19 protein-coding genes and 1 other RNA gene are annotated in these 17,747 nt (G+C 53.8%); 12 read left to right on the forward strand and 8 right to left on the reverse strand.

Features of this window, described 5'->3' with window-relative positions; genetic code table 11:
- Nucleotides 1–10 precede the first annotated feature (10 nt).
- The 3 genes from QQ91_RS11140 to QQ91_RS11150 form a co-directional block, all read right to left on the reverse strand.
- Nucleotides 11–1,141: an NAD(P)/FAD-dependent oxidoreductase gene (locus tag QQ91_RS11140; protein WP_166275076.1), complete on the reverse strand. Its 1,131-nt coding sequence runs from the start codon at nucleotides 1,139–1,141 to the stop codon at nucleotides 11–13.
- Nucleotides 1,142–1,293: 152 nt separating this feature from the next.
- Entirely contained in the window at nucleotides 1,294–1,812 is a 519-nt protein-coding gene (gene psbQ / locus QQ91_RS11145) for a photosystem II protein PsbQ (RefSeq protein ID WP_166275078.1), read from the reverse strand.
- A gap of 90 nt (nucleotides 1,813–1,902) precedes the next feature.
- The gene (locus QQ91_RS11150; RefSeq protein ID WP_166275080.1) at nucleotides 1,903–2,439 is read right to left on the reverse strand and encodes a cofactor assembly of complex C subunit B; all 537 of its coding nucleotides are present in this window, start codon (nucleotides 2,437–2,439) and stop codon (nucleotides 1,903–1,905) included.
- A gap of 332 nt (nucleotides 2,440–2,771) precedes the next feature.
- Between QQ91_RS11150 and sigC the strand changes: the two genes are divergently transcribed.
- Nucleotides 2,772–4,028 (forward strand): RNA polymerase sigma factor SigC, encoded by a 1,257-nt coding sequence (sigC, locus tag QQ91_RS11155; RefSeq protein ID WP_201277088.1) that lies wholly within the window; start codon nucleotides 2,772–2,774, stop codon nucleotides 4,026–4,028.
- Between the two features lie 494 nt (nucleotides 4,029–4,522).
- Here the strand turns inward: sigC and ssrS are convergent.
- Nucleotides 4,523–4,706: non-coding RNA, 6S RNA (gene ssrS / locus QQ91_RS11160), on the reverse strand.
- Nucleotides 4,707–4,898: 192 nt separating this feature from the next.
- Here ssrS and QQ91_RS11165 point away from each other — a divergent pair.
- Together QQ91_RS11165 and QQ91_RS11170 are read left to right on the forward strand one after the other, a co-directional pair.
- Nucleotides 4,899–5,150, forward strand: coding sequence for a DUF6439 family protein (locus QQ91_RS11165; protein WP_375340947.1), 252 nt, complete (start codon nucleotides 4,899–4,901; stop codon nucleotides 5,148–5,150).
- A 181-nt stretch (nucleotides 5,151–5,331) separates the two neighbouring features.
- Nucleotides 5,332–5,688 (forward strand): hypothetical protein, encoded by a 357-nt coding sequence (locus tag QQ91_RS11170; protein WP_166275086.1) that lies wholly within the window; start codon nucleotides 5,332–5,334, stop codon nucleotides 5,686–5,688.
- Nucleotides 5,689–5,775: 87 nt separating this feature from the next.
- On the opposite strand, the gene QQ91_RS11175 is transcribed toward QQ91_RS11170, so the two are convergent.
- The 3 genes from QQ91_RS11175 to QQ91_RS11185 form a co-directional block, all read right to left on the reverse strand.
- Nucleotides 5,776–5,997, reverse strand: coding sequence for a hypothetical protein (locus QQ91_RS11175; protein ID WP_166275088.1), 222 nt, complete (start codon nucleotides 5,995–5,997; stop codon nucleotides 5,776–5,778).
- A gap of 82 nt (nucleotides 5,998–6,079) precedes the next feature.
- Complete coding sequence (locus QQ91_RS11180) at nucleotides 6,080–6,244, reverse strand: DUF2256 domain-containing protein (protein ID WP_166275090.1); 165 nt, start codon at nucleotides 6,242–6,244, stop codon at nucleotides 6,080–6,082.
- 7 nt (nucleotides 6,245–6,251) lie between these two features.
- The gene (locus QQ91_RS11185) at nucleotides 6,252–7,805 is read right to left on the reverse strand and encodes an NAD(P)H-hydrate dehydratase (protein WP_166275092.1); all 1,554 of its coding nucleotides are present in this window, start codon (nucleotides 7,803–7,805) and stop codon (nucleotides 6,252–6,254) included.
- A gap of 161 nt (nucleotides 7,806–7,966) precedes the next feature.
- Here QQ91_RS11185 and QQ91_RS11190 point away from each other — a divergent pair, with 161 nt between their 5' ends.
- From QQ91_RS11190 to QQ91_RS11230, 9 genes are all read left to right on the forward strand, one after another.
- Nucleotides 7,967–8,878, forward strand: a complete 912-nt coding sequence (locus QQ91_RS11190; protein WP_166275094.1) for a branched-chain amino acid transaminase — start codon at nucleotides 7,967–7,969, stop codon at nucleotides 8,876–8,878.
- A 6-nt stretch (nucleotides 8,879–8,884) separates the two neighbouring features.
- Nucleotides 8,885–9,178 (forward strand): DUF3288 family protein, encoded by a 294-nt coding sequence (locus QQ91_RS11195; protein ID WP_166275096.1) that lies wholly within the window; start codon nucleotides 8,885–8,887, stop codon nucleotides 9,176–9,178.
- Nucleotides 9,179–9,272: 94 nt separating this feature from the next.
- A complete protein-coding gene (locus QQ91_RS11200) occupies nucleotides 9,273–10,436 on the forward strand; it encodes a citrate synthase (protein WP_166275098.1) in 1,164 nt (387 codons plus the stop codon).
- Nucleotides 10,437–10,529: 93 nt separating this feature from the next.
- Nucleotides 10,530–11,648 carry an NADH-quinone oxidoreductase subunit NuoH gene (gene nuoH / locus QQ91_RS11205; RefSeq protein ID WP_166275100.1) on the forward strand — a complete coding sequence of 373 codons (1,119 nt, stop codon included), beginning with the start codon at nucleotides 10,530–10,532 and terminating at the stop codon, nucleotides 11,646–11,648.
- Between the two features lie 74 nt (nucleotides 11,649–11,722).
- A complete protein-coding gene (ndhI, locus tag QQ91_RS11210) occupies nucleotides 11,723–12,328 on the forward strand; it encodes an NAD(P)H-quinone oxidoreductase subunit I (RefSeq protein ID WP_250833340.1) in 606 nt (201 codons plus the stop codon).
- 6 nt (nucleotides 12,329–12,334) lie between these two features.
- The gene (locus QQ91_RS11215; protein WP_166275104.1) at nucleotides 12,335–12,931 is read left to right on the forward strand and encodes an NADH-quinone oxidoreductase subunit J; all 597 of its coding nucleotides are present in this window, start codon (nucleotides 12,335–12,337) and stop codon (nucleotides 12,929–12,931) included.
- Between the two features lie 39 nt (nucleotides 12,932–12,970).
- Complete coding sequence (gene nuoK / locus QQ91_RS11220) at nucleotides 12,971–13,276, forward strand: NADH-quinone oxidoreductase subunit NuoK (protein WP_166275106.1); 306 nt, start codon at nucleotides 12,971–12,973, stop codon at nucleotides 13,274–13,276.
- 62 nt (nucleotides 13,277–13,338) lie between these two features.
- On the forward strand, nucleotides 13,339–16,029 hold the full coding sequence (acnA, locus tag QQ91_RS11225) for an aconitate hydratase AcnA (protein WP_166275109.1): 2,691 nt from the start codon (nucleotides 13,339–13,341) through the stop codon (nucleotides 16,027–16,029).
- Between the two features lie 106 nt (nucleotides 16,030–16,135).
- A complete protein-coding gene (locus QQ91_RS11230; RefSeq protein ID WP_166275111.1) occupies nucleotides 16,136–17,110 on the forward strand; it encodes an acetyl-CoA carboxylase carboxyltransferase subunit alpha in 975 nt (324 codons plus the stop codon).
- Here the strand turns inward: QQ91_RS11230 and QQ91_RS11235 are convergent, their stop codons facing one another.
- Entirely contained in the window at nucleotides 17,111–17,737 is a 627-nt protein-coding gene (locus QQ91_RS11235; RefSeq protein WP_166275113.1) for an exopolysaccharide biosynthesis protein, read from the reverse strand.
- Between the last annotated feature and the right edge of the window lie 10 nt (nucleotides 17,738–17,747).

A 17,747-nucleotide genomic window follows, 5' to 3' on the forward strand; every position in this document is an offset into this window, starting at 1 on the left:
GGTCAAAGGATCAGGAAAATCTTTGGGCAATGAGCCCGGCTACTTTGGTCGCAGTCACGGGTGCCAGCAGCACACCATTGCGATAGTGACCGGTGGCCAAGAGCACATTGTCCAGAGGAGAGAGCCACTCTATAATTGGCGCGGTCCGATCAACGGGGCGAGGCCTGAGTCCTGACCAGGTTTCAACGACCTCTGATGCAGCCAGGGATGGGCAAAGGGCGATGGCCTGATCCTGAACGGCCCTCAAAAGCTGGACATCGGGCACAGGAGCCTGAGGAGAATTGTCTGGGGCGCAGTCCGCAGCAGGAAACTCCACAGTGGCGCCAACCCAAAGTTCTTGGTCCGTGAGGGGAACCAAGTGGACATCATTGCCGGTAATCACGGGGCAGGGCAGCGGCCAGGCAGAAGATAGAAGGCGCAGCCGTAGAGCCTGACCTAAGACAGGGCGAAGGGGAATGGGGTGAGCGAGCTGGGCGGTCAGCGGAGTCGATCCGAGGCCAGCCGCCAGGATCACCAGATCTAAGGGCACCTCCAGGGACTCTGTTCGTAGGGCCGTGACGGTGGCTTGATGCGTAACGAGTTGATGAATGGTACTTTCGTAGTAAAACTGAACACCATTGTCCTGGGCAGCCTGCCGACAGGCCTGGGTGAAGGCCACTGGGTTAATCTGGCGATCGCTGGGGGAATAAATTGCGCCCACACAGGCAGATCCGCTCTGCAAGCATCGGGCCTGATCTAAAAACGGATAGCGGGCCAGCAGATCGGCCCGAGTCCAGCGCTCTAGCTCGAACCCCTTCCGGATCCGGGCCGCTTGGGTCTTCTCCCACCGGGCCCACTGATCAACATCAAATAGCAGCTGCACAATGCCAGCCCGATTGTAGGGAAGCTCGGTTTGGGTCTGAGTCTGCAGGCAATCAACCCACTCATCAAAAAGGCGAATGCTTTCTAAACGCAACCGGACATGCCGACCCTTCAGCTTGCCGCTGATCACGGCCATCAAAACGCCCAGCGCAGCTCCGGTTGATCCAAAGGACTGGGGCGATCGCGCCTCCCAGACCTGAATGGTGTAGGCAGGATTTTGACTCAAGTGGTAGGCGATGGCAGCCCCAACGACGCCCCCCCCCACAATTCCAATACGCATGGGTTTAATCGCGTTGTTCAGAATTAAAAAAGTGTGAGTTTTCCAGGGGCCAAAAACTCACACTTTCGTCATAATGTCGAGATAATGTCGAGATTTTTTGAGGACTAGACGGAAACGGTGCCCCGTCCAGTAGTCCTCAAAAACTAGGCGGTCTAGCCCTCTGCTGCTGATTCCTCAGCGTTGAGGTTAACCTCTGGCTCTCCCTGATCACCACCAAAGTCAAAGGCTTCCTCGGGAATAACCGAGAGAAATCGATCTAAATCCCGCATCGCCGAGTCGTACTGACGCTGAGCATCATAGATATTTTTGGCAGCAGCAGCGGCATCAATGCCGATAAAATCTTCAAACACGGCCCTGGTGGAAGCTTGAGCGGATTTTTGATCATCGGGCAGTAGATGAGAAGCGGTATACTTCATTTGCTGTAACATCTCTCCCAGAGGTCCCCGCATCAAGGCCTGGGCTTCCTGCCAATCCTGCTCGTTGATTTCCTTGTAAAGCTCGGACATTCGCTCCTTCGCGGACAAAATGTTAGGAACATAAAGCTGAATTTGTTCAATTTGTTCAGGGGCGTAGGTTGTCGGTAGCGCTACCCTAGAAGGCCCTCCACAGCTCACTAAAACAAACGCCAAAAGGACCAAAACAGCAGACAGCCAGGAACGTAATTTGAACATAGGTCTGTAGATTCTCAAACAATGGACGAGCGTTGATTCTTTCCTAGTGTCTCACTATTGGGATTCAGCGCAAGCCGAATTCTTTACAAACTACACAACTTGATACGGTAAAGCGGATTGAAGCACCAGCAGCTCATCCCGATGAGCACTAATTTGTAGCTGAGTGCGAGGCGTCTGTGAGGCGTCGGGGGAGGGAGCGACAATTTGAACGACCACCTGCTCAACCCGCTCAGCACCACGCCAGTAAAAAAAACCGGCCAAGGGCGAGAGCAAAACCAGGCCTAAAAACCTTAACCCCACCCAAGGCATTGAGAGGGAAAGGACTATGCTGAAAGCCATCAGACCACAGGCCACTAAAGAGACTAATAGGAGGGCTAAACCCAAACTCGGCCGCACCAACCCTTCAAAAATTGCGGTGGATTCCTCTGGTTTGACCTGGGTCAACGTATAGGCCCGAGATTTCAAGAGAGTTTCCACCCGAGATAGAACCTCCTCTCCTGGGGCATCTGTGACCCATTCCATCTGCTCGGTTCTGTCTTTAATCGAGGCCCGCACAAAGAAGAAAAGTCCGATCATCAACAGAATAGTGAGAAACAGAGTGGAGGGAATAACAGTCTGACTGGTCATAGGGATGGACAATATGAGTTCAAATACTAAGGGGCTGACATTCTATCTATTATCAATTTTTTCCAGATCCTCGTGAAGTCCCCATCCGCTGAGCCCGAAAGTTGTGATTAAGATCACAGCAGCAATTGGATCCCGATCACCTGGGAAGAGGGGGAGGCGCCCTAAAGTAACCCCATGCCCTTGCAAAGGCGATCGCGGAATCCATCCCTTTGTTCGCTTCAACCCAAGCCCAGGAAGCCCTTTAGGTGAATCAATACTTTTCTTTCTGGGAACTCTAAGGATGTCACTCCAGTCGAATTGAGACACGGCGCAGGTAACTTTCTATGCCAGACATGCCCAAAACTTTTGACGATCACGCTTTAGAATCTGCCCCCCTAGTCCAAGCGGACGAGGCGGCGGATTCCCTGTCTTCATCTCGCACTGGAGAAGATTATGAGGATCTCGATGGGGATCTCGATATCGAGATGGATTTGCAATCTGAGCAAAAGCAATCGGCACGCCCTCGCGGCACCACTGATTTAGTCCGGCTCTACCTTCAAGAGATTGGGCGGGTGAGTCTTCTGACCCGAGCCCAAGAAGTCTCCGAGGCTCAGAAAGTTCAGCGCTATATGAACTTGCTGGAGTCTCGTGAGCAGGCCAAAGCCCAGGACAATCCTGCCTTGACACACTATCTTGACCTCTTGGAAACCCGCGATCGCCTCACCGCCACCTTAGGCCATCGTCCCTCTTTAGAGCGCTGGGCCAAAGAGGCCCAGGTGGATCCAGCGAGGCTCAAACCCATGATTACCAAGGGGAAACAGGCCTGGGCTGCGGTGGTTGAACTAGAGGTGGCAGAGCTCGATCGCATTGTCAAAGAGGGTGCCCGCGCGAAGGAGCATATGATTCAGGCAAACCTGCGCCTGGTGGTATCGGTGGCTAAAAAATATCAAAATCGGGGATTGGAGCTACTGGACCTCATTCAAGAAGGAACCCTAGGTCTGGAGCGGGCCGTGGAGAAGTTTGATCCCACCAAGGGATATCGATTCAGCACCTACGCCTACTGGTGGATTCGCCAGGGCATCACCCGCGCAATCGCCACCCAGAGCCGCACGATACGTCTGCCGGTCCACGTTACCGAGAAACTCAACAAAATTAAAAAAGCGCAGCGAAAGCTTTCCCAGGCCATGGGACGGACCCCCACCATCGATGACCTGGCCAAGGAACTCAAGATGACTGCGCCACAAATTCGGGAGCTGCTGATGAAGGTGCCTCGCTCCGTTTCCTTAGAAACGAAGGTGGGGAAAGACAAGGATACGGAGCTAGGCGAGCTACTGGAAACCGAAGCCATGTCGCCCGAGGAGTCGATGATGCGAGAGTCGTTGCAAAATGATCTCTACGACATCATGACGGAGTTAACCAGCCGAGAACAGGACGTGATTCGCATGCGCTTTGGACTGGGAGACGGCAACACTCACTCTCTGGCAGAGATTGGCAAGGTGCTGCATCTATCTCGTGAGCGCGTGCGGCAGATTGAATGTAAGGCGCTGCAAAAACTCCGCCAACCTAAGCGCCGCAATCGGGTCCGCGATTATCTGGAGTCCTTTGCCTGAGCCTCCGGTTGACCTCTGGCATAGCCCCTCCCCCTCTTCTACCCAGCGATGAGTATCAACGAGGACCATTGCCACGATGAATCCTGGGGTGATATGGTTGATCTGCTTGATTTTTGGGGGCGTGGCGGAATGGTAGACGCTACGGACTTAAGGTAAGTTGAGCCTTGCGTGAGGAATTGCGTAAGTGAATGCTCTCAAATTCAGGGAAACCTAAGTTTAGGCCATCACAGCCTAAGTAGGGCAATCCTGAGCCAAGTCATCGGAGGTTAAGCATTTGGCGCTTACTTTCATGAAAGGTGCAGAGACTCGACGGGAGCTACCCCACCGCCCCAACGGGCGAGGGTAAAGGGAGAGTCCAATTCTCAAGGCCTCAGGGCCGTTGCGAAAGCAGCAGGAGGATGAAAATCCGTTGACCGTTAAGGTCGTGAGGGTTCAAGTCCCTCCGCCCCCATTTTACAAAAGGCTGGATCACGGTTGTGATCCAGCCTTTTGTTGTCTATTCCGCTGTGCCGTTCTGCCTCAGTTTTAGACCTGGAAAAACCAGGTGGGCACCTTCTTGACAATCTTAAGTTTCCAGGTGCGAGCCTGGTTTACCGCGATCGCACAATTTCAGGTTCCCTTAGGAACAAAACATAGATCAAAAAACATTATTGGCAGTCACCAACACCGTAGAATAGGCTTTCAAATTCTAACAATATTCCCCACCGCTGCCCAGTGCAGTCCTCCTGCAGCAGGCCCCGCCGACCGACGCTGTACTTTGTCCTCGCGCTTTACACTAAAATTTGGGTGGTTCTCTGTCCTCACAAGGAGCACTCTGTGACATCCCCTCTCCCTTCATCCTCTCCATCGGGTCCTGCAGATCACTCAACGGTGATCGATCTTGCCACCCAGATCTCATCGAAGCTCATGATTCAATCCCAGGACTGGCACCGGCTCAAGTCCAATCGAAAGGCCAGAGCCCTAGAGCATTGTGCAGCAGCCCTTGTCTTCTTGCTAAAGGATCAGCCCCAAGAGGCTCTATTGCGCCTTCAGCAAGCTGTGGGCTGGCTCGATCGATCCCTGAGCGCTCCACCCTGCCCTACCCATGGCGCCAAGCCCCAGGCCCCCAGGATCAACAAATGAAAATAGCTTAGTAGAACGTAACGCTGCGCAGCAGCGGGAAATGGATCACTCACAGGCTCAACCCTAGCCCTGTCCTGGAAATGGCCAATATGATTTTTGAAAGAAAAGTTGAAAAAAGTTGAGTTTATGATTAAGATAAGTTATATAAATTCACATTTCTAATGTTCTTGGAAGGATACATATGGCAGGTTTTTTGGGACTAGGGGGTTCATCTGAGTCTTATTTCCTGGAGCCAGATGATGCTAAAAGCATGGGCGACATTGAGTACATGCGTACCCCCAAGAAGGTAAAGCGCACCTTTGCAAAATCAAAGGGGTGGGGTGTGATCGACGCCTCTGAGAAAACCGTCTCCGCCTATGATCAGCGTGGCGCAACGTCGGCGGCTTCTTCTCAAAGTGGCAGCTACACCCAAAGTACCCCCACCTATCAGGCCTCTGAGTCAATGAGTCAGAGTAGCCCCTCGACCCCCACACCCACCCGTCGTCCGGTGGACACCAGTATGGATATGTTCCGCAACATGGCGAAGAAGATTCGTTAGGATTCTGGACTCGTGTGGTGAATTATTAAAGCGCTTGCAGAAAGAGAAGGGAATGTTCCCTTCTCTTTTTTTATGGACACTCAGGTTTTATGGACACTCAGGGTTAAAGACCTCTGATTCCTGGCCAACCCACCATTCGCCAAGCCCCATGAGGGCTTGATGCAGTTCCTCAAGCTCACAAATATAGTCCTCCGGGGAAAGTTCAGACTTACGCTCCTGCAGCTTCCTGAGCCGGAGCTGTAGGAGCAGCCAAGGCTTAGAGAGACCGTCATTTTCTTCAATATAGCGGGCAAGCTGCTGACTATCCATTGGGGATCCATGGCGTGAATGATCTCACCTTAACAGGAAATTCCCCTGTGTGTCTGGCAAACCCGTTGTTCCCCAAGGGGGCTTAGAGGGGATCAATAGGTTTCTGACGTCGCCTACGGCAGCGTTCGGAGCAATATTTTACCTCTTCCCAACAATCGGCCCATTTTTTGCGCCAGCTAAAGGGACGACCACAAACCTGACATTGTTTTTCCGGCAGATTTGACTTGGTAAATTTCTTGGGCTTCATGGGCGGATTAAGCAAGGCGAAGGTGAGCAAGGCTGTCCTTTAAAGTATCCACCAGTAAGCTGGGGCTGACGCTGAGCTGACTGTAGCGCTGAGCTGCAAAGCAGCCTGCCTGAGCATGCCACCAAACAGCCGTTGCGGCAAGCTGGGTGATCCAGCCGGAGGACGCTGCCGGTTGAGGATGCTGCGCTAGCAGCCCTCCCATCAAGCCGGTCAGGACATCCCCGCTTCCCCCGCGGGCCAGGGCTGGCGTACTTTCAGGATTGATCCAGAGACAGCCATCGGGACCTGCAATGAAGGTTTTTGCCCCCTTGAGCACAAGTACGACATGCAGTTGAGAGGCAAGATCCCTAACGCAGTTCATTAGATCTCCATTCCTCTCTGCCTCCCTTGGGAAAAGTCGCTTAAACTCACCACCATGGGGCGTCAATAGGGTGGGAGAGGATCGAGCCTGGAGCGTGGCCTCAACCGGCATCTGGGCAAGCTGGTTCAACGCATCGGCATCCAGCACCAGCGGTTTATCCACAGCCAGCAGTGCCGGCACAATGGGAGAGTCTCCTAGACCGGGTCCCAGAGCAATGGCATCAATGCGCTCCCAGTGAATGTCCGACGGCAGCGCGGCGATCGCTCCGGTGTCAGTTTCTGGACAGGCAATCACCACCGCCTCTGGGATTTGGGAGACGACCCAGAGCCGAAGTGATTGCGGAACCGCAACGTAGAGCATGCCGACTCCACTGGCCTGCGCAGATCGGGCACAGAGCAAGGCCGCCCCCGGATATTGCTGGGATCCACAAATGAGCAGCAGCGATCCCACCTGGTACTTGTGGGCTGCAGGGGGACGATCCCAGGGGAGCAGTTGGCGAACCAAGGAGGGCGTAATGAGCTGAATCGGGGCGGATTGACTGAGAATGGCCGCCTGATCCAGGGCTGGAATATCAAAGGGGATCAGCTCTGCCTGTCCCAGGTAGGGGAGCGCGGCAGTTTGAAAAAAGGCTCGCTTCCAAAGTCCAAGGCAATAGCTGTGGCGGGCAGCGATCGCCGTTCCCAACACGGCTCCAGAATCAGTGTGAAGGCCCGAGGGCAGGTCAATGCTCACCACGGGCACAGAGGATTGATTGATCACCGCCACGAGATCCGCAAGTGCGCCGCTCACAGGCCGCGTCAAGCCAAAACCAAAGAGACCATCCACGATAAAATCCGCAGCGAGCCAATCCTGGGAATTCTGACAAAAGGAGAGACCTAAATGCTGCGCATAGCGGGCGTGATCAGCTGTCAGGGGCTTCAAGGTGGAGACCGGCTGATGCATCTGGACCTGGTAGCCCCGGTGATGCAGTTCGCGGGCCACCACTAGGGCGTCTCCCCCATTGTGCCCAGGACCCACCAAAATGGCAGCGCGGGGAAATTGCGGCAGGGGATAGCGCTGTTGGATACGCTGGGTAATCCGTTGGGCCACCTTTTCCATTAGCGCAGCAACGGGCATCCCGTGGGAAAAGATCCGCGCCTCAATGGCCTGCATCTGGGCAGCGGTAACCACCACAGGTGCAAAGGGGACGTCCATATTCATCTTTATTTCTACCTCCAGGTGCTCTCAAGAAAAGCTTGCCAGGGTTTCCCCTCGTCTCCTAGGCTGGTGAAGGGCGATCTTTGGGCCAGCCCTGCCATGCGCAATCCAGTGAATGGCGCTCAACGGCTCAAAATCAAAGCTTTCCCATCGCGATTGCCTTCATGTACCAATTTCTTGACATCGCTTACTTTCAAAATCAGTTTATCCCGTTTCAATCGGCAACCCTCTCGATTGCCACCCATGCTCTGCACTACGGAACCTCTGCCTTTGGCGGACTGCGAGGCATCCCCGATCCGCATCAGCGCAATCAAATTCTTCTGTTTCGCCTCGATCGCCACTGCCAGCGCCTTAGCCAGAGTGCTAAGTTCCTAAACTACGACCTGAGTGCCGAGGCCATTCAATCCACCATTGAAACCTTTGTGCAAAAAAACCGGCCCCAGTCGTCTTTTTATATTCGTCCGCTGGTATACACCTCAGATTTAGGAATTGCGCCTCGCCTGCACAACATTGAAAAGAATTTTTTGATCTACGGCATAGAACTAGGAGATTACCTGTCCCCGGACGGAGTCAGCTGTCGGTTTAGCTCTTGGTGTCGCCAGGAAGATCGCAGTCTGCCTCTGCGAGGAAAAGTAGGCGGAGCCTATATCACCTCGTCCCTGGCTAAGACAGAGGCAGTGGAGTCTGGATTTGATGAGGCCATTTTGCTCAATGCCCAAGGAAAGGTGAGTGAAGCATCGGGTATGAATATTTTTGCAGTTCGTCGGGGCTGCTTGATCACCCCCGGTGCTGACCAAGACATTTTAGAAGGAATCACCCGCGATAGCGTGATTCAGCTGGCGAAGGAGGCCGGAATCGAGGTAATCGAACGCCCCCTCGACAAGTCTGAACTGTTGATTGCTGACGAGGTCTTTTTGAGCGGAACCGCTGCCAAAATCACCCCGGTGAAACAAATTGAAAACTATGCCCTCCCTTTAGATCGGCCCATAACGCAGCTGCTCCGCGACAAGCTCACGGCCATCACGGAGAATCGGGATCATTCCCATCCAGAGTGGATTTTTAAGGTTCAGCTATAATGCACTATGGACAAGTCTTCTCATCAAAAGGATCAACAGCACCCCCAGTGGAATCGCGATCGCCAGGTTGCCGATCGACTTTTGCGCGAAGAGGCCAACGATCTAAATCTCGCTGAACTAGCTCGACTCAAGATTCGATACCAGGGATTTCCGGGAGGCCGGGATATTCAAGCGGATTTGGATAAGGTAATGAACCGGTGGAAACTGACAGACTCCACGTTATTTGAAAAAACCCGAGAAATTCATTGGCGTGAACAGATTTATTCTGTCCGCAGTAGTAAAAAAGAAGACTGGACTTGACCGCGACGACGTTGCATCTGCGGCCTTCGTATTTGTGACCCTACCTTTAGAGTCCAAGTTTACAAGAATGCTCAATGACAAAAAGTGAGGACCGATGTTCAGCTGCGATTATCAACCCGGATTAGAAGGTATACCTGCGGCCCAATCCAGCATTAGCCATGTGGACGGGGTTGAGGGGGTTTTGGAATATCGAGGCGTTCCTATTCAAGACTTGGCGGCCCAGGGATCATTTTTAGAAACCGCATACTTGCTGATATGGGGAGCCTTTCCCACCGCCGAGGAGTTGGCGGAATTCGAACATGAAATCACCTACCATCGCCGCATCAAGTACCGCATTCGGGACATGATGAAGTGTTTTCCCGATAAGGGCCATCCCATGGATGCCCTGCAGGCCTCCGCAGCTGCCCTGGGCCTGTTCTACTCCAAGCGAGCCCTCAATGACCCGGATTACATTCGAGCGGCAGTGGTGCGCTTACTAGCAAAGCTGCCGACCATGGTGGCCGCATTTCAGAACATCCGCAAGGGAAATGATCCGGTTCCCCCCTGCGACGATTTGAGCTATTCGGCCAATTTCTTGTATATGCTCAGCGAACGAGAGCCGGATGCTCTGTCCGCTCATATTTTTGACACCTGTCTGACCCTGCATGCTGAGCACACCATGAACGCTTCCACCTTTTCAGCACGGGTCACAGCCTCTACCCTCACCGATCCCTATGCCGTGATTGCCTCGGCAGTCGGCACCCTGGGAGGACCGCTCCACGGAGGGGCCAACGAGGAGGTCATCGACATGCTAGACACCATCGGGTCTGTAGACAACGTGCGCACCTTTGTAGAACATCGGCTTGTAAACAAGCAAAAAATTATGGGCTTTGGCCACCGAGTCTATAAGGTGAAAGACCCCAGAGCCACCATCTTGCAAAAACTTGCGGAGCAGCTCTTTGATAAGTTTGGCCGAGATTCCCGCTACGAGATTGCCCTGGAGCTGGAAAAGGTTGTGGCCGAAAAAGTGGGGCATAAGGGCGTCCATCCCAACGTCGATTTTTATTCCGGACTGGTGTACCACCGCCTGGGAATTCCCACGGACCTGTTTACCCCCATCTTTGCCATTGCTCGGGTAGCCGGTTGGCTCGCCCATTGGAAAGAACAGCTTGAGGCCAATCGAATTTTTCGTCCAACTCAGGAATATATTGGGAATCACAATCAGCCCTACATTCCAATTCACGAGCGAGGCACACCCTCGCCGCATGGAGTGGTTTAGATTCTAAATGAGCGGCGGTGCGTCCACCCAAAATGGGGATATACTGTAAAGCATTAAAAAGTTACATAAAGAATGGTTTCACAATTCGGGACAATGAACCCCAGCATTGATCTCCAGCAGAACTTCACCCAGACTCTGGTTGACATGGGACTCGCCCCCGGTGTTGCCAAGCTTCTCTGGATGCCCCTGCCCATGCTGTTGATGCTCATCGGGGCCACGGTTGGCGTTTTGGTTTCAGTGTGGCTTGAGCGAAAGATCTCCGCAGCCGCTCAGCAGCGGATTGGTCCAGAGTTTATTGGGCCACTCGGTATTCTGGCGCCAGTGGCAGACGGCACCAAGCTAGTCTTTAAAGAAGATGTTGTTCCCGCAAACGCCGACCCCTGGCTCTTTACCCTGGGGCCAATTTTGGTGGTGATCCCAGTATTCTTGTCCTATTTGATTGTGCCCTTTGGTCAGCGCCTGCTAATTTCCGATGTGGGGATTGGCATCTTTTTGTGGATTGCTCTATCGAGCATTGCCCCCATTGGCCTTCTGATGGCAGGCTACTCGTCGAACAATAAGTACTCTCTGTTAGGCGGGCTGAGGGCTGCGGCACAATCCATCAGCTACGAGATTCCGCTAGCCCTGGCGGCGCTGGCAATCGTCATGATGTCCAACAGTCTCAGCACTGTGGATATTGTTCAGCAGCAGTCTGGCTATGGAATCCTAGGATGGAACGTCTGGCGTCAGCCTGTGGGGCTGATGCTATTTTGGATTGCGGCTTTGGCAGAATGTGAGCGAATTCCCTTTGACCTACCGGAGGCAGAGGAGGAACTGGTGGCCGGTTACCAGACTGAGTACACCGGAATGAAGTTCGGTCTGTTTTACGTTGGGTCTTACGTGAACCTGGTTCTGTCGGCTTTGATGGTTGCAGTCCTCTACTTTGGGGGCTGGGACTTTCCCATTCCCATCGCGACCCTTGCGGGCTGGCTCGGCATTGGGTCTGACAATCTAATTTTGCAAGTGGTCATGGGGGGGTTAGGCATTACCATGACCCTACTTAAGGCCTACTTCTTCATATTTCTGGCCATTCTGCTGCGGTGGACAGTACCTCGGGTGCGCATCGATCAGCTACTGGATCTGGGTTGGAAATTTCTACTGCCCGTGGGGTTGGTCAACTTACTGCTAACGGCAGGTCTCAAACTAGCCCTTCCGGTTGCCTTCGGCGGTTAGGGACCAAGCTTGCCAGTCAGGATTTTCAGAACGCTTTTCTATGGCCACATTTGCAGAGCAATCAAATTCCTATGCTGAAGTTTCTCAATAAAGTCGGCGGTTATGCGAAGGAAACGGTGCAGGCCGCAAAATATATCGGTCAGGGGCTTTCAGTCACCTTTGACCACATGCGCCGGCGCCCGGTCACGGTGCAGTACCCCTATCAAAAGCTGATTCCCTCGGAGCGTTTTCGGGGCCGGATTCACTTTGAATTTGATAAATGTATCTCCTGCGAGGTTTGCGTCCGCGTTTGTCCAATTAATCTACCGGTGGTGGATTGGGAGATGAACCGGGAGATCAAGAAAAAAGAGCTAAAATCCTACAGCATCGACTTTGGGGTTTGTATCTTTTGCGCAAATTGTGTCGAATACTGTCCCACCAACTGTCTGTCCGTAACCGAGGAGTACGAACTTTCCACCTTCGATCGCCACGAGCTGAACTTTGATAATGTGGCCATGGGCCGCTTGCCCTACAAGGTGACCGACGATCCGATGGTGACGCCCATTCGTCAGTTTGCTTATCTACCTGAGGGAGACTTGACAGGCCATGAGGTTCCCTACGACCAAGCGCGTCGTGCGGGTCAATCCCCTCAAGAAATTGTGGCGGCTGCCCCACAGTCCCAGTCCAGCAGTGAGGAGTAATATTCCGTGACTATTGCCGAAGGCGTTCAGCTAATTACGGTCATCATTCTAGCGGCCCTGGTCTTAACCGGAGCGCTAGGCGTGGTTTTATTCGAAAATATTGTCTACTCTGCCTTCACGCTGGGAGCAGTCTTTGTGGGTATTGCGGGCATTTATTTACTCCAGAATGCAGATTTTGTATCTGCAGCTCAGGTGCTGATCTATGTGGGGGCCATCAATGTCCTCATCCTCTTTGCCATCATGTTGGTCAACAAGCGAGAAGACTTTCAACCCCTTCCCCGACGATGGATTCGCAAAGGAGGCACCGCACTGGTCTGCGTTGGCCTGTTTGTCCTGCTCTCGGTCATGCTGGTACGGACCGATTGGAATGTGAACCCAACCGTAGCTCCCCCAGAATCGACCCTAGAGGCGCTGGGACTGCACTTTTTCTCAGATTATCTTCTCCCCTTTGAGCTGGCATCCATTTTGCTGTTGATGGCCTTAATTGGCGCTGTGGTGTTGGCCCGTCGTGAATATGTTGTTGGGGTCGAAGATGTGGTGGTGGGTGAGCAGAACGCACCGATTCTGGAGCTACCCGAACGCCCGAAGGAGCCTGTCTCGTAATTTAATTTTTAGTTTATTTCCTGGTCACTAATTGCCGCTATGCCGCTTCAATTTTATCTACTGCTTGCCGCTGCTTTATTTTGCATCGGGATTTACGGTCTGGTCATGAGTCGAAATGCAGTTCGCGTTCTGATGTCCATTGAGCTGATGCTAAATGCCGTCAACCTCAATCTCATTGCCTTTTCGAATTTTTTGGACCGACAGGATATTCACGGTCAGGTATTTACGATCTTTGTGATTACAGTGGCAGCAGCGGAGGCAGCGGTGGGTCTGGCCATTATTCTGTCGATTTACCGCAACCGGGACACCATTGATATGGAGGCGTTCAATCTCCTGAAATGGTAATTGCCACGCCAGTTCGCCGTGCAAGTTCAATGTGAAATTTAGAAATATGGGTCAGAGGGGTCATGAGTCAGGGGAATAGCTTTAACGCCAAGAAAACCCTTACCGTGGGGGATAAAACCTATCAGATCTACAGTCTGCCCACGGCAGAAACTGCACTGGGGGACTTAAGTCGACTTCCCTTTTGTCTAAAGGTGCTATTGGAAAATTTACTGCGCCATGAAGACGGAAGAACGGTGACGGCTGATGATGTGCGGGCGATCGCGGCCCGGCTACAGCCGAATGCCCCCAGTCGTGAGATCGCCTATCGCCCAGCACGGGTGCTCATGCAAGATTTTACGGGAGTCCCGGCGGTGGTGGACCTGGCCGCAATGCGCGATGCCATGGTCAGCCTCGGCGATGACCCCGACAAAATTAATCCACTCTCGCCTGTGGACTTAGTGATTGACCATTCGGTGATGGTGGACGTAGCCGGGAATGCCGAGGCCTTCGAAGTCAACGTGACTCGAGAATTTCAGCGGAACGCAGAGCGTTACGAATTTCTCCGCTGGGGTGCCGCAGCCTTCGACAATTTTCGCGTGGTCCCGCCTGGAACCGGAATTTGTCACCAGGTAAACTTGGAGTACTTGGCCCAGGTAGTTTGGACTAAGTCCCAAGGAGACCAGACCCTGGCTTACCCGGATACCGTGGTGGGCACTGATAGCCACACAACCATGATTAATGGCCTTGCAGTTTTAGGCTGGGGGGTCGGAGGCATCGAAGCTGAGGCCGCCATGCTGGGCCAGCCCATTTCCATGATGATTCCTGAGGTGGTGGGATTTGAGTTAACAGGTGAGCTGCCCGAGGGCGCCACCGCCACCGACCTGGTGCTGACCGTAACTCAGATGCTGCGGGCCCAAGGGGTCGTCGGGAAGTTTGTAGAGTTTTATGGGGATGGTTTGGATCATCTTTCCCTGGCTGATCGCGCCACCATTAGTAACATGGCTCCGGAGTACGGCGCCACCTGTGGATTTTTCCCCATTGACCAAGAAACCATTGACTATCTGCGCTTTACAGGACGAGATGAAGATCGCGTTCAGCTGGTGGAGGCCTATGCCAAGGCCCAGGGAATGTGGCGTGATGCAGCGAGCCCTGTGCCCATGTTCGCCGACACCCTGGCCTTAGATCTCGGGACTGTGCAACCCTCCTTGGCCGGACCTAAACGCCCCCAGGACCGGGTGCTGCTTGCCGATGTCGCCAGGCAGTTTCGCACGCAGGACTTTCCCAGCTTTAGCGATCGCGCCTATGACCCGGCCTTTTCTGTGCCGGTGGCGGACGCCTCCTACAGCCTCAGAGATGGCGATGTCGTCATTGCCGCCATTACCAGCTGCACCAACACCTCCAATCCCTCCGTCATGCTGGCGGCGGGACTGGTAGCCCGCAAAGCCAGAGCGCTGGGACTCGCGGTTAAGCCTTGGGTAAAGACCTCCCTGGCTCCAGGCAGTCAGGTAGTTTCAGATTATCTAGAGCGGGCCGGACTCCAAGAAGATCTCGATGCGCTGGGCTTTAACCTGGTGGGCTACGGCTGCACCACCTGCATTGGAAACTCCGGTCCACTCCCCGATCCCATCGTAAAGGCCATTGATGCCGAGGATCTGGTGGTGGGCGCAGTTCTGTCTGGAAATCGAAACTTTGAGGGGCGCGTCAGTCCCCATACCAAAGCCAACTACTTAGCCTCTCCGCCCCTGGTGGTAGCCTACGCCATCGCCGGAAATCTCGGTATTGATTTACTCCATGAACCCCTGGGACAGGGCAGCGATGGGCAGGATATTTTCTTAAAAGATATTTGGCCCAGCAGCCAGGAAATTAAATCAGTGCTGCAGGGCGCCCTCACGCCCCAGCTATATCGCAGTCGATACAGCAACGTGTTCACCGGGGATACGGCCTGGCAAAAGATTGCTGCCAGCGAGAGTCAAACCTATGCCTGGCAGTCAGAGAGCACCTACGTTCAGAACCCACCATTTTTTACAGGTATGAGCGCAAAGGTGGAGGGGGAAAGCATTGAAGACATTCAAGGGGCACGTTTGCTTGCCCTCTTGGGAGATAGCATCACCACAGACCATATTTCACCAGCGGGCGCCATTAAGGCCGCAAGCCCAGCGGGAGACTATTTAGTGCAGAACAATGTGGTGCCCGTTGATTTTAACTCCTTTGGGTCACGGCGCGGCAACCACGAAGTGATGATGCGAGGCACCTTTGGCAACATTCGCCTGCGCAATGAGCTGGTGCCTGATTCAGCGGGCGGAGTGACCCGGCACATGCCCGAGGGCACCGAGATGTCCATCTTTGATGCGGCCATGCAGTACCAGGCCGAGGGCGTACCGTTAATTGTCATTGCAGGCAAGGAATATGGAACGGGGTCCTCTCGGGATTGGGCCGCGAAGGGCGTGCGACTGTTGGGGGTTCAGGCTGTTATCGCTGAAAGCTATGAGCGGATTCATCGCTCTAATCTGGTGGGAATGGGGATATTACCGCTGCAGTTTCCGGCAGGGGTTAATCGCAAAACCCTGGATCTCGATGGCAGCGAACTGTTTAACCTGACGGGACTGTCCCAAGGTCTGGAACCAGGAATGAAGGTCACCTTAGAGATCCTGCGTTCCAGTGGAGAGACTGACTGTGTGGATTTACTCTGCCGCATTGATACCCTCGATGAGGTTGAATATTATCGAAATGGCGGTATCTTACAGTACGTTCTGCGTCAGCTCCTCGCGGCCTGAGACCATCAACGCCTTCTCCCCATGGTGGCTCACAATTGTTTGCCTCTCAGCGATAAAATAGAGCTTTGCGGCCCGTTGGCAGCATTGCACTTTATAGGATTCCAGGATGGCGGCCCCCCCTCGCAAGAAACAGCTCCTCGATTTTGAAAAGCCTCTAGAAGAGCTGGATACCAGGATGGACGAAATCCGTATCCTTGCAGCTGAGAAAAACATTGATGTTTCTGACCAGCTCCGACAGTTAGAGCTGCGGGCAGTGGAGCTGCGCAAGGAGATTTTTAGTAACCTCACGCCGATGCAAGAGCTACAGGTAGCTCGGCATCCGCGCCGCCCCAGCACGATGGATTACATCAATGCCATTAGTGATGAATGGATGGAGCTGCATGGCGATCGCCAGGGCCATGACGACAGCGCCATGGTGGCTGGAGTGGGTCGCCTCAACGGTCAGCCCGTGGTTATGTTGGGCCAACAGAAGGGCCGCGATACGAAGGATAACGTTCTGAGAAACTTTGGCATGGCCTCCCCCAGCGGCTACCGCAAGGCCTTGCGCTTGATGGAGCATGCGAACCGCTTTCGAATGCCGATCTTGACCTTCATCGATACCCCAGCCGCCTGGGCCGGTCTTGAGGCGGAGCAGTATGGCCAGGGAGAGGCCATCGCCGTCAATCTGCGCGAAATGTTCAAATATGAGGTGCCCATTATCTGCACAGTCATTGGAGAAGGAGGATCGGGGGGCGCCTTAGCCATTGGGGTGGGTGATCGCGTTTTAATGTTTGAGCATTCCATTTACAGCGTTGCTCCTCCCGAGGCCTGCGCCGCAATTCTCTGGCGAGATGCACAAAAGGGTCCCCAGGCCGCCGATGCGCTGAAGATTACCGCTCCCGATCTGCTGAAGCTAGGGTTAATTGATCGTATTTTGCCTGAGCCCCTGGGAGGCGCCCACGCCAATCCTTTACAGGCCACTGAAACGTTGAAAGCGGCCTTAACCGAGACCCTAGCAGAGGTGGCCTTGCTGCCGCCCGACCAACGCCGCCAACTCCGCTACGAGAAGTTTCGCAAAATGGGCGTTTTTACCGAGGTGTGACTAGAGGGCATTGAGCCAGATCTTCGCCAGATCCACCAGACTGCTCCCGCCCCACAGCAAAGCGCCAATAATGGAGGTGGAGACCACTAAACCCACTGTGCATATTGCCAGCCCCACCAAGCTCATTACACCATCATCCTCTAACAGGCCAAATCCCAGGACAAAAATACCCATGGCAGGAATGGTATTGGTTCCTGGAATGGGAATCATCATGGAGATGGCCATCAACGCGATCGCCGCCCCAAGAATCAGGTTTCCAATTCGCCCTTTACAGATGTAGGTCATGCGAGGGCGAGTCACGGCTTCAATTTTCTGAAGCCAGGGGGTTCCCGCCCTTAAGATGCCCTGCGCCTTCTGCCGCGAAAAGGGATGTTTAGCCAGGCGATGGGGCAACCAGGGGGTAGACCAGCCGAGCATCAGCTGCACCGCCAGGATAAACAGCGCAAGTCCAAAGGGAATGGAATACCCTGGGGCAGGAATCGGCAGGGCAGAGGGCAGCGCTAAAATCACAAACAGCAGTCCGAATACCCGCTCTTCGGCCACCGACAGCAAGTCCGCCAGGGCAATATGTTCCGCTTGGCAGGTTTCAAAAACGTACAGATTTAATTCGCGGGACAGACTCGCCATCTTGGATACT

The organism is Lyngbya confervoides BDU141951 (genome assembly GCF_000817775.3).
Taxonomy (GTDB): Bacteria; Cyanobacteriota; Cyanobacteriia; order Thermosynechococcales; family Thermosynechococcaceae; genus Lyngbya; species Lyngbya confervoides.

Excerpts from the sequence above, each read along its gene's own strand:
- QQ91_RS11185 (WP_166275092.1), bottom strand. The coding sequence starts at position 7,805 with ATGAATATGGACGTCCCCTTTGCACCTGTGGTGGTTACCGCTGCCCAG.
- QQ91_RS11170 (WP_166275086.1), top strand. The coding sequence starts at position 5,332 with ATGGCAGGTTTTTTGGGACTAGGGGGTTCATCTGAGTCTTATTTCCTG.
- psbQ (WP_166275078.1), bottom strand. The coding sequence starts at position 1,812 with ATGTTCAAATTACGTTCCTGGCTGTCTGCTGTTTTGGTCCTTTTGGCG.
- sigC (WP_201277088.1), top strand. The coding sequence starts at position 2,772 with ATGCCCAAAACTTTTGACGATCACGCTTTAGAATCTGCCCCCCTAGTC.
- QQ91_RS11180 (WP_166275090.1), bottom strand. The coding sequence starts at position 6,244 with ATGAAGCCCAAGAAATTTACCAAGTCAAATCTGCCGGAAAAACAATGT.
- QQ91_RS11150 (WP_166275080.1), bottom strand. The coding sequence starts at position 2,439 with ATGACCAGTCAGACTGTTATTCCCTCCACTCTGTTTCTCACTATTCTG.
- QQ91_RS11195 (WP_166275096.1), top strand. The coding sequence starts at position 8,885 with ATGGACAAGTCTTCTCATCAAAAGGATCAACAGCACCCCCAGTGGAAT.
- QQ91_RS11140 (WP_166275076.1), bottom strand. The coding sequence starts at position 1,141 with ATGCGTATTGGAATTGTGGGGGGGGGCGTCGTTGGGGCTGCCATCGCC.
- QQ91_RS11230 (WP_166275111.1), top strand. The coding sequence starts at position 16,136 with ATGGCGGCCCCCCCTCGCAAGAAACAGCTCCTCGATTTTGAAAAGCCT.
- QQ91_RS11200 (WP_166275098.1), top strand. The coding sequence starts at position 9,273 with ATGTTCAGCTGCGATTATCAACCCGGATTAGAAGGTATACCTGCGGCC.
- QQ91_RS11235 (WP_166275113.1), bottom strand. The coding sequence starts at position 17,737 with ATGGCGAGTCTGTCCCGCGAATTAAATCTGTACGTTTTTGAAACCTGC.
- acnA (WP_166275109.1), top strand. The coding sequence starts at position 13,339 with ATGAGTCAGGGGAATAGCTTTAACGCCAAGAAAACCCTTACCGTGGGG.
- QQ91_RS11190 (WP_166275094.1), top strand. The coding sequence starts at position 7,967 with ATGTACCAATTTCTTGACATCGCTTACTTTCAAAATCAGTTTATCCCG.
- nuoK (WP_166275106.1), top strand. The coding sequence starts at position 12,971 with ATGCCGCTTCAATTTTATCTACTGCTTGCCGCTGCTTTATTTTGCATC.
- QQ91_RS11175 (WP_166275088.1), bottom strand. The coding sequence starts at position 5,997 with ATGGATAGTCAGCAGCTTGCCCGCTATATTGAAGAAAATGACGGTCTC.
- nuoH (WP_166275100.1), top strand. The coding sequence starts at position 10,530 with ATGAACCCCAGCATTGATCTCCAGCAGAACTTCACCCAGACTCTGGTT.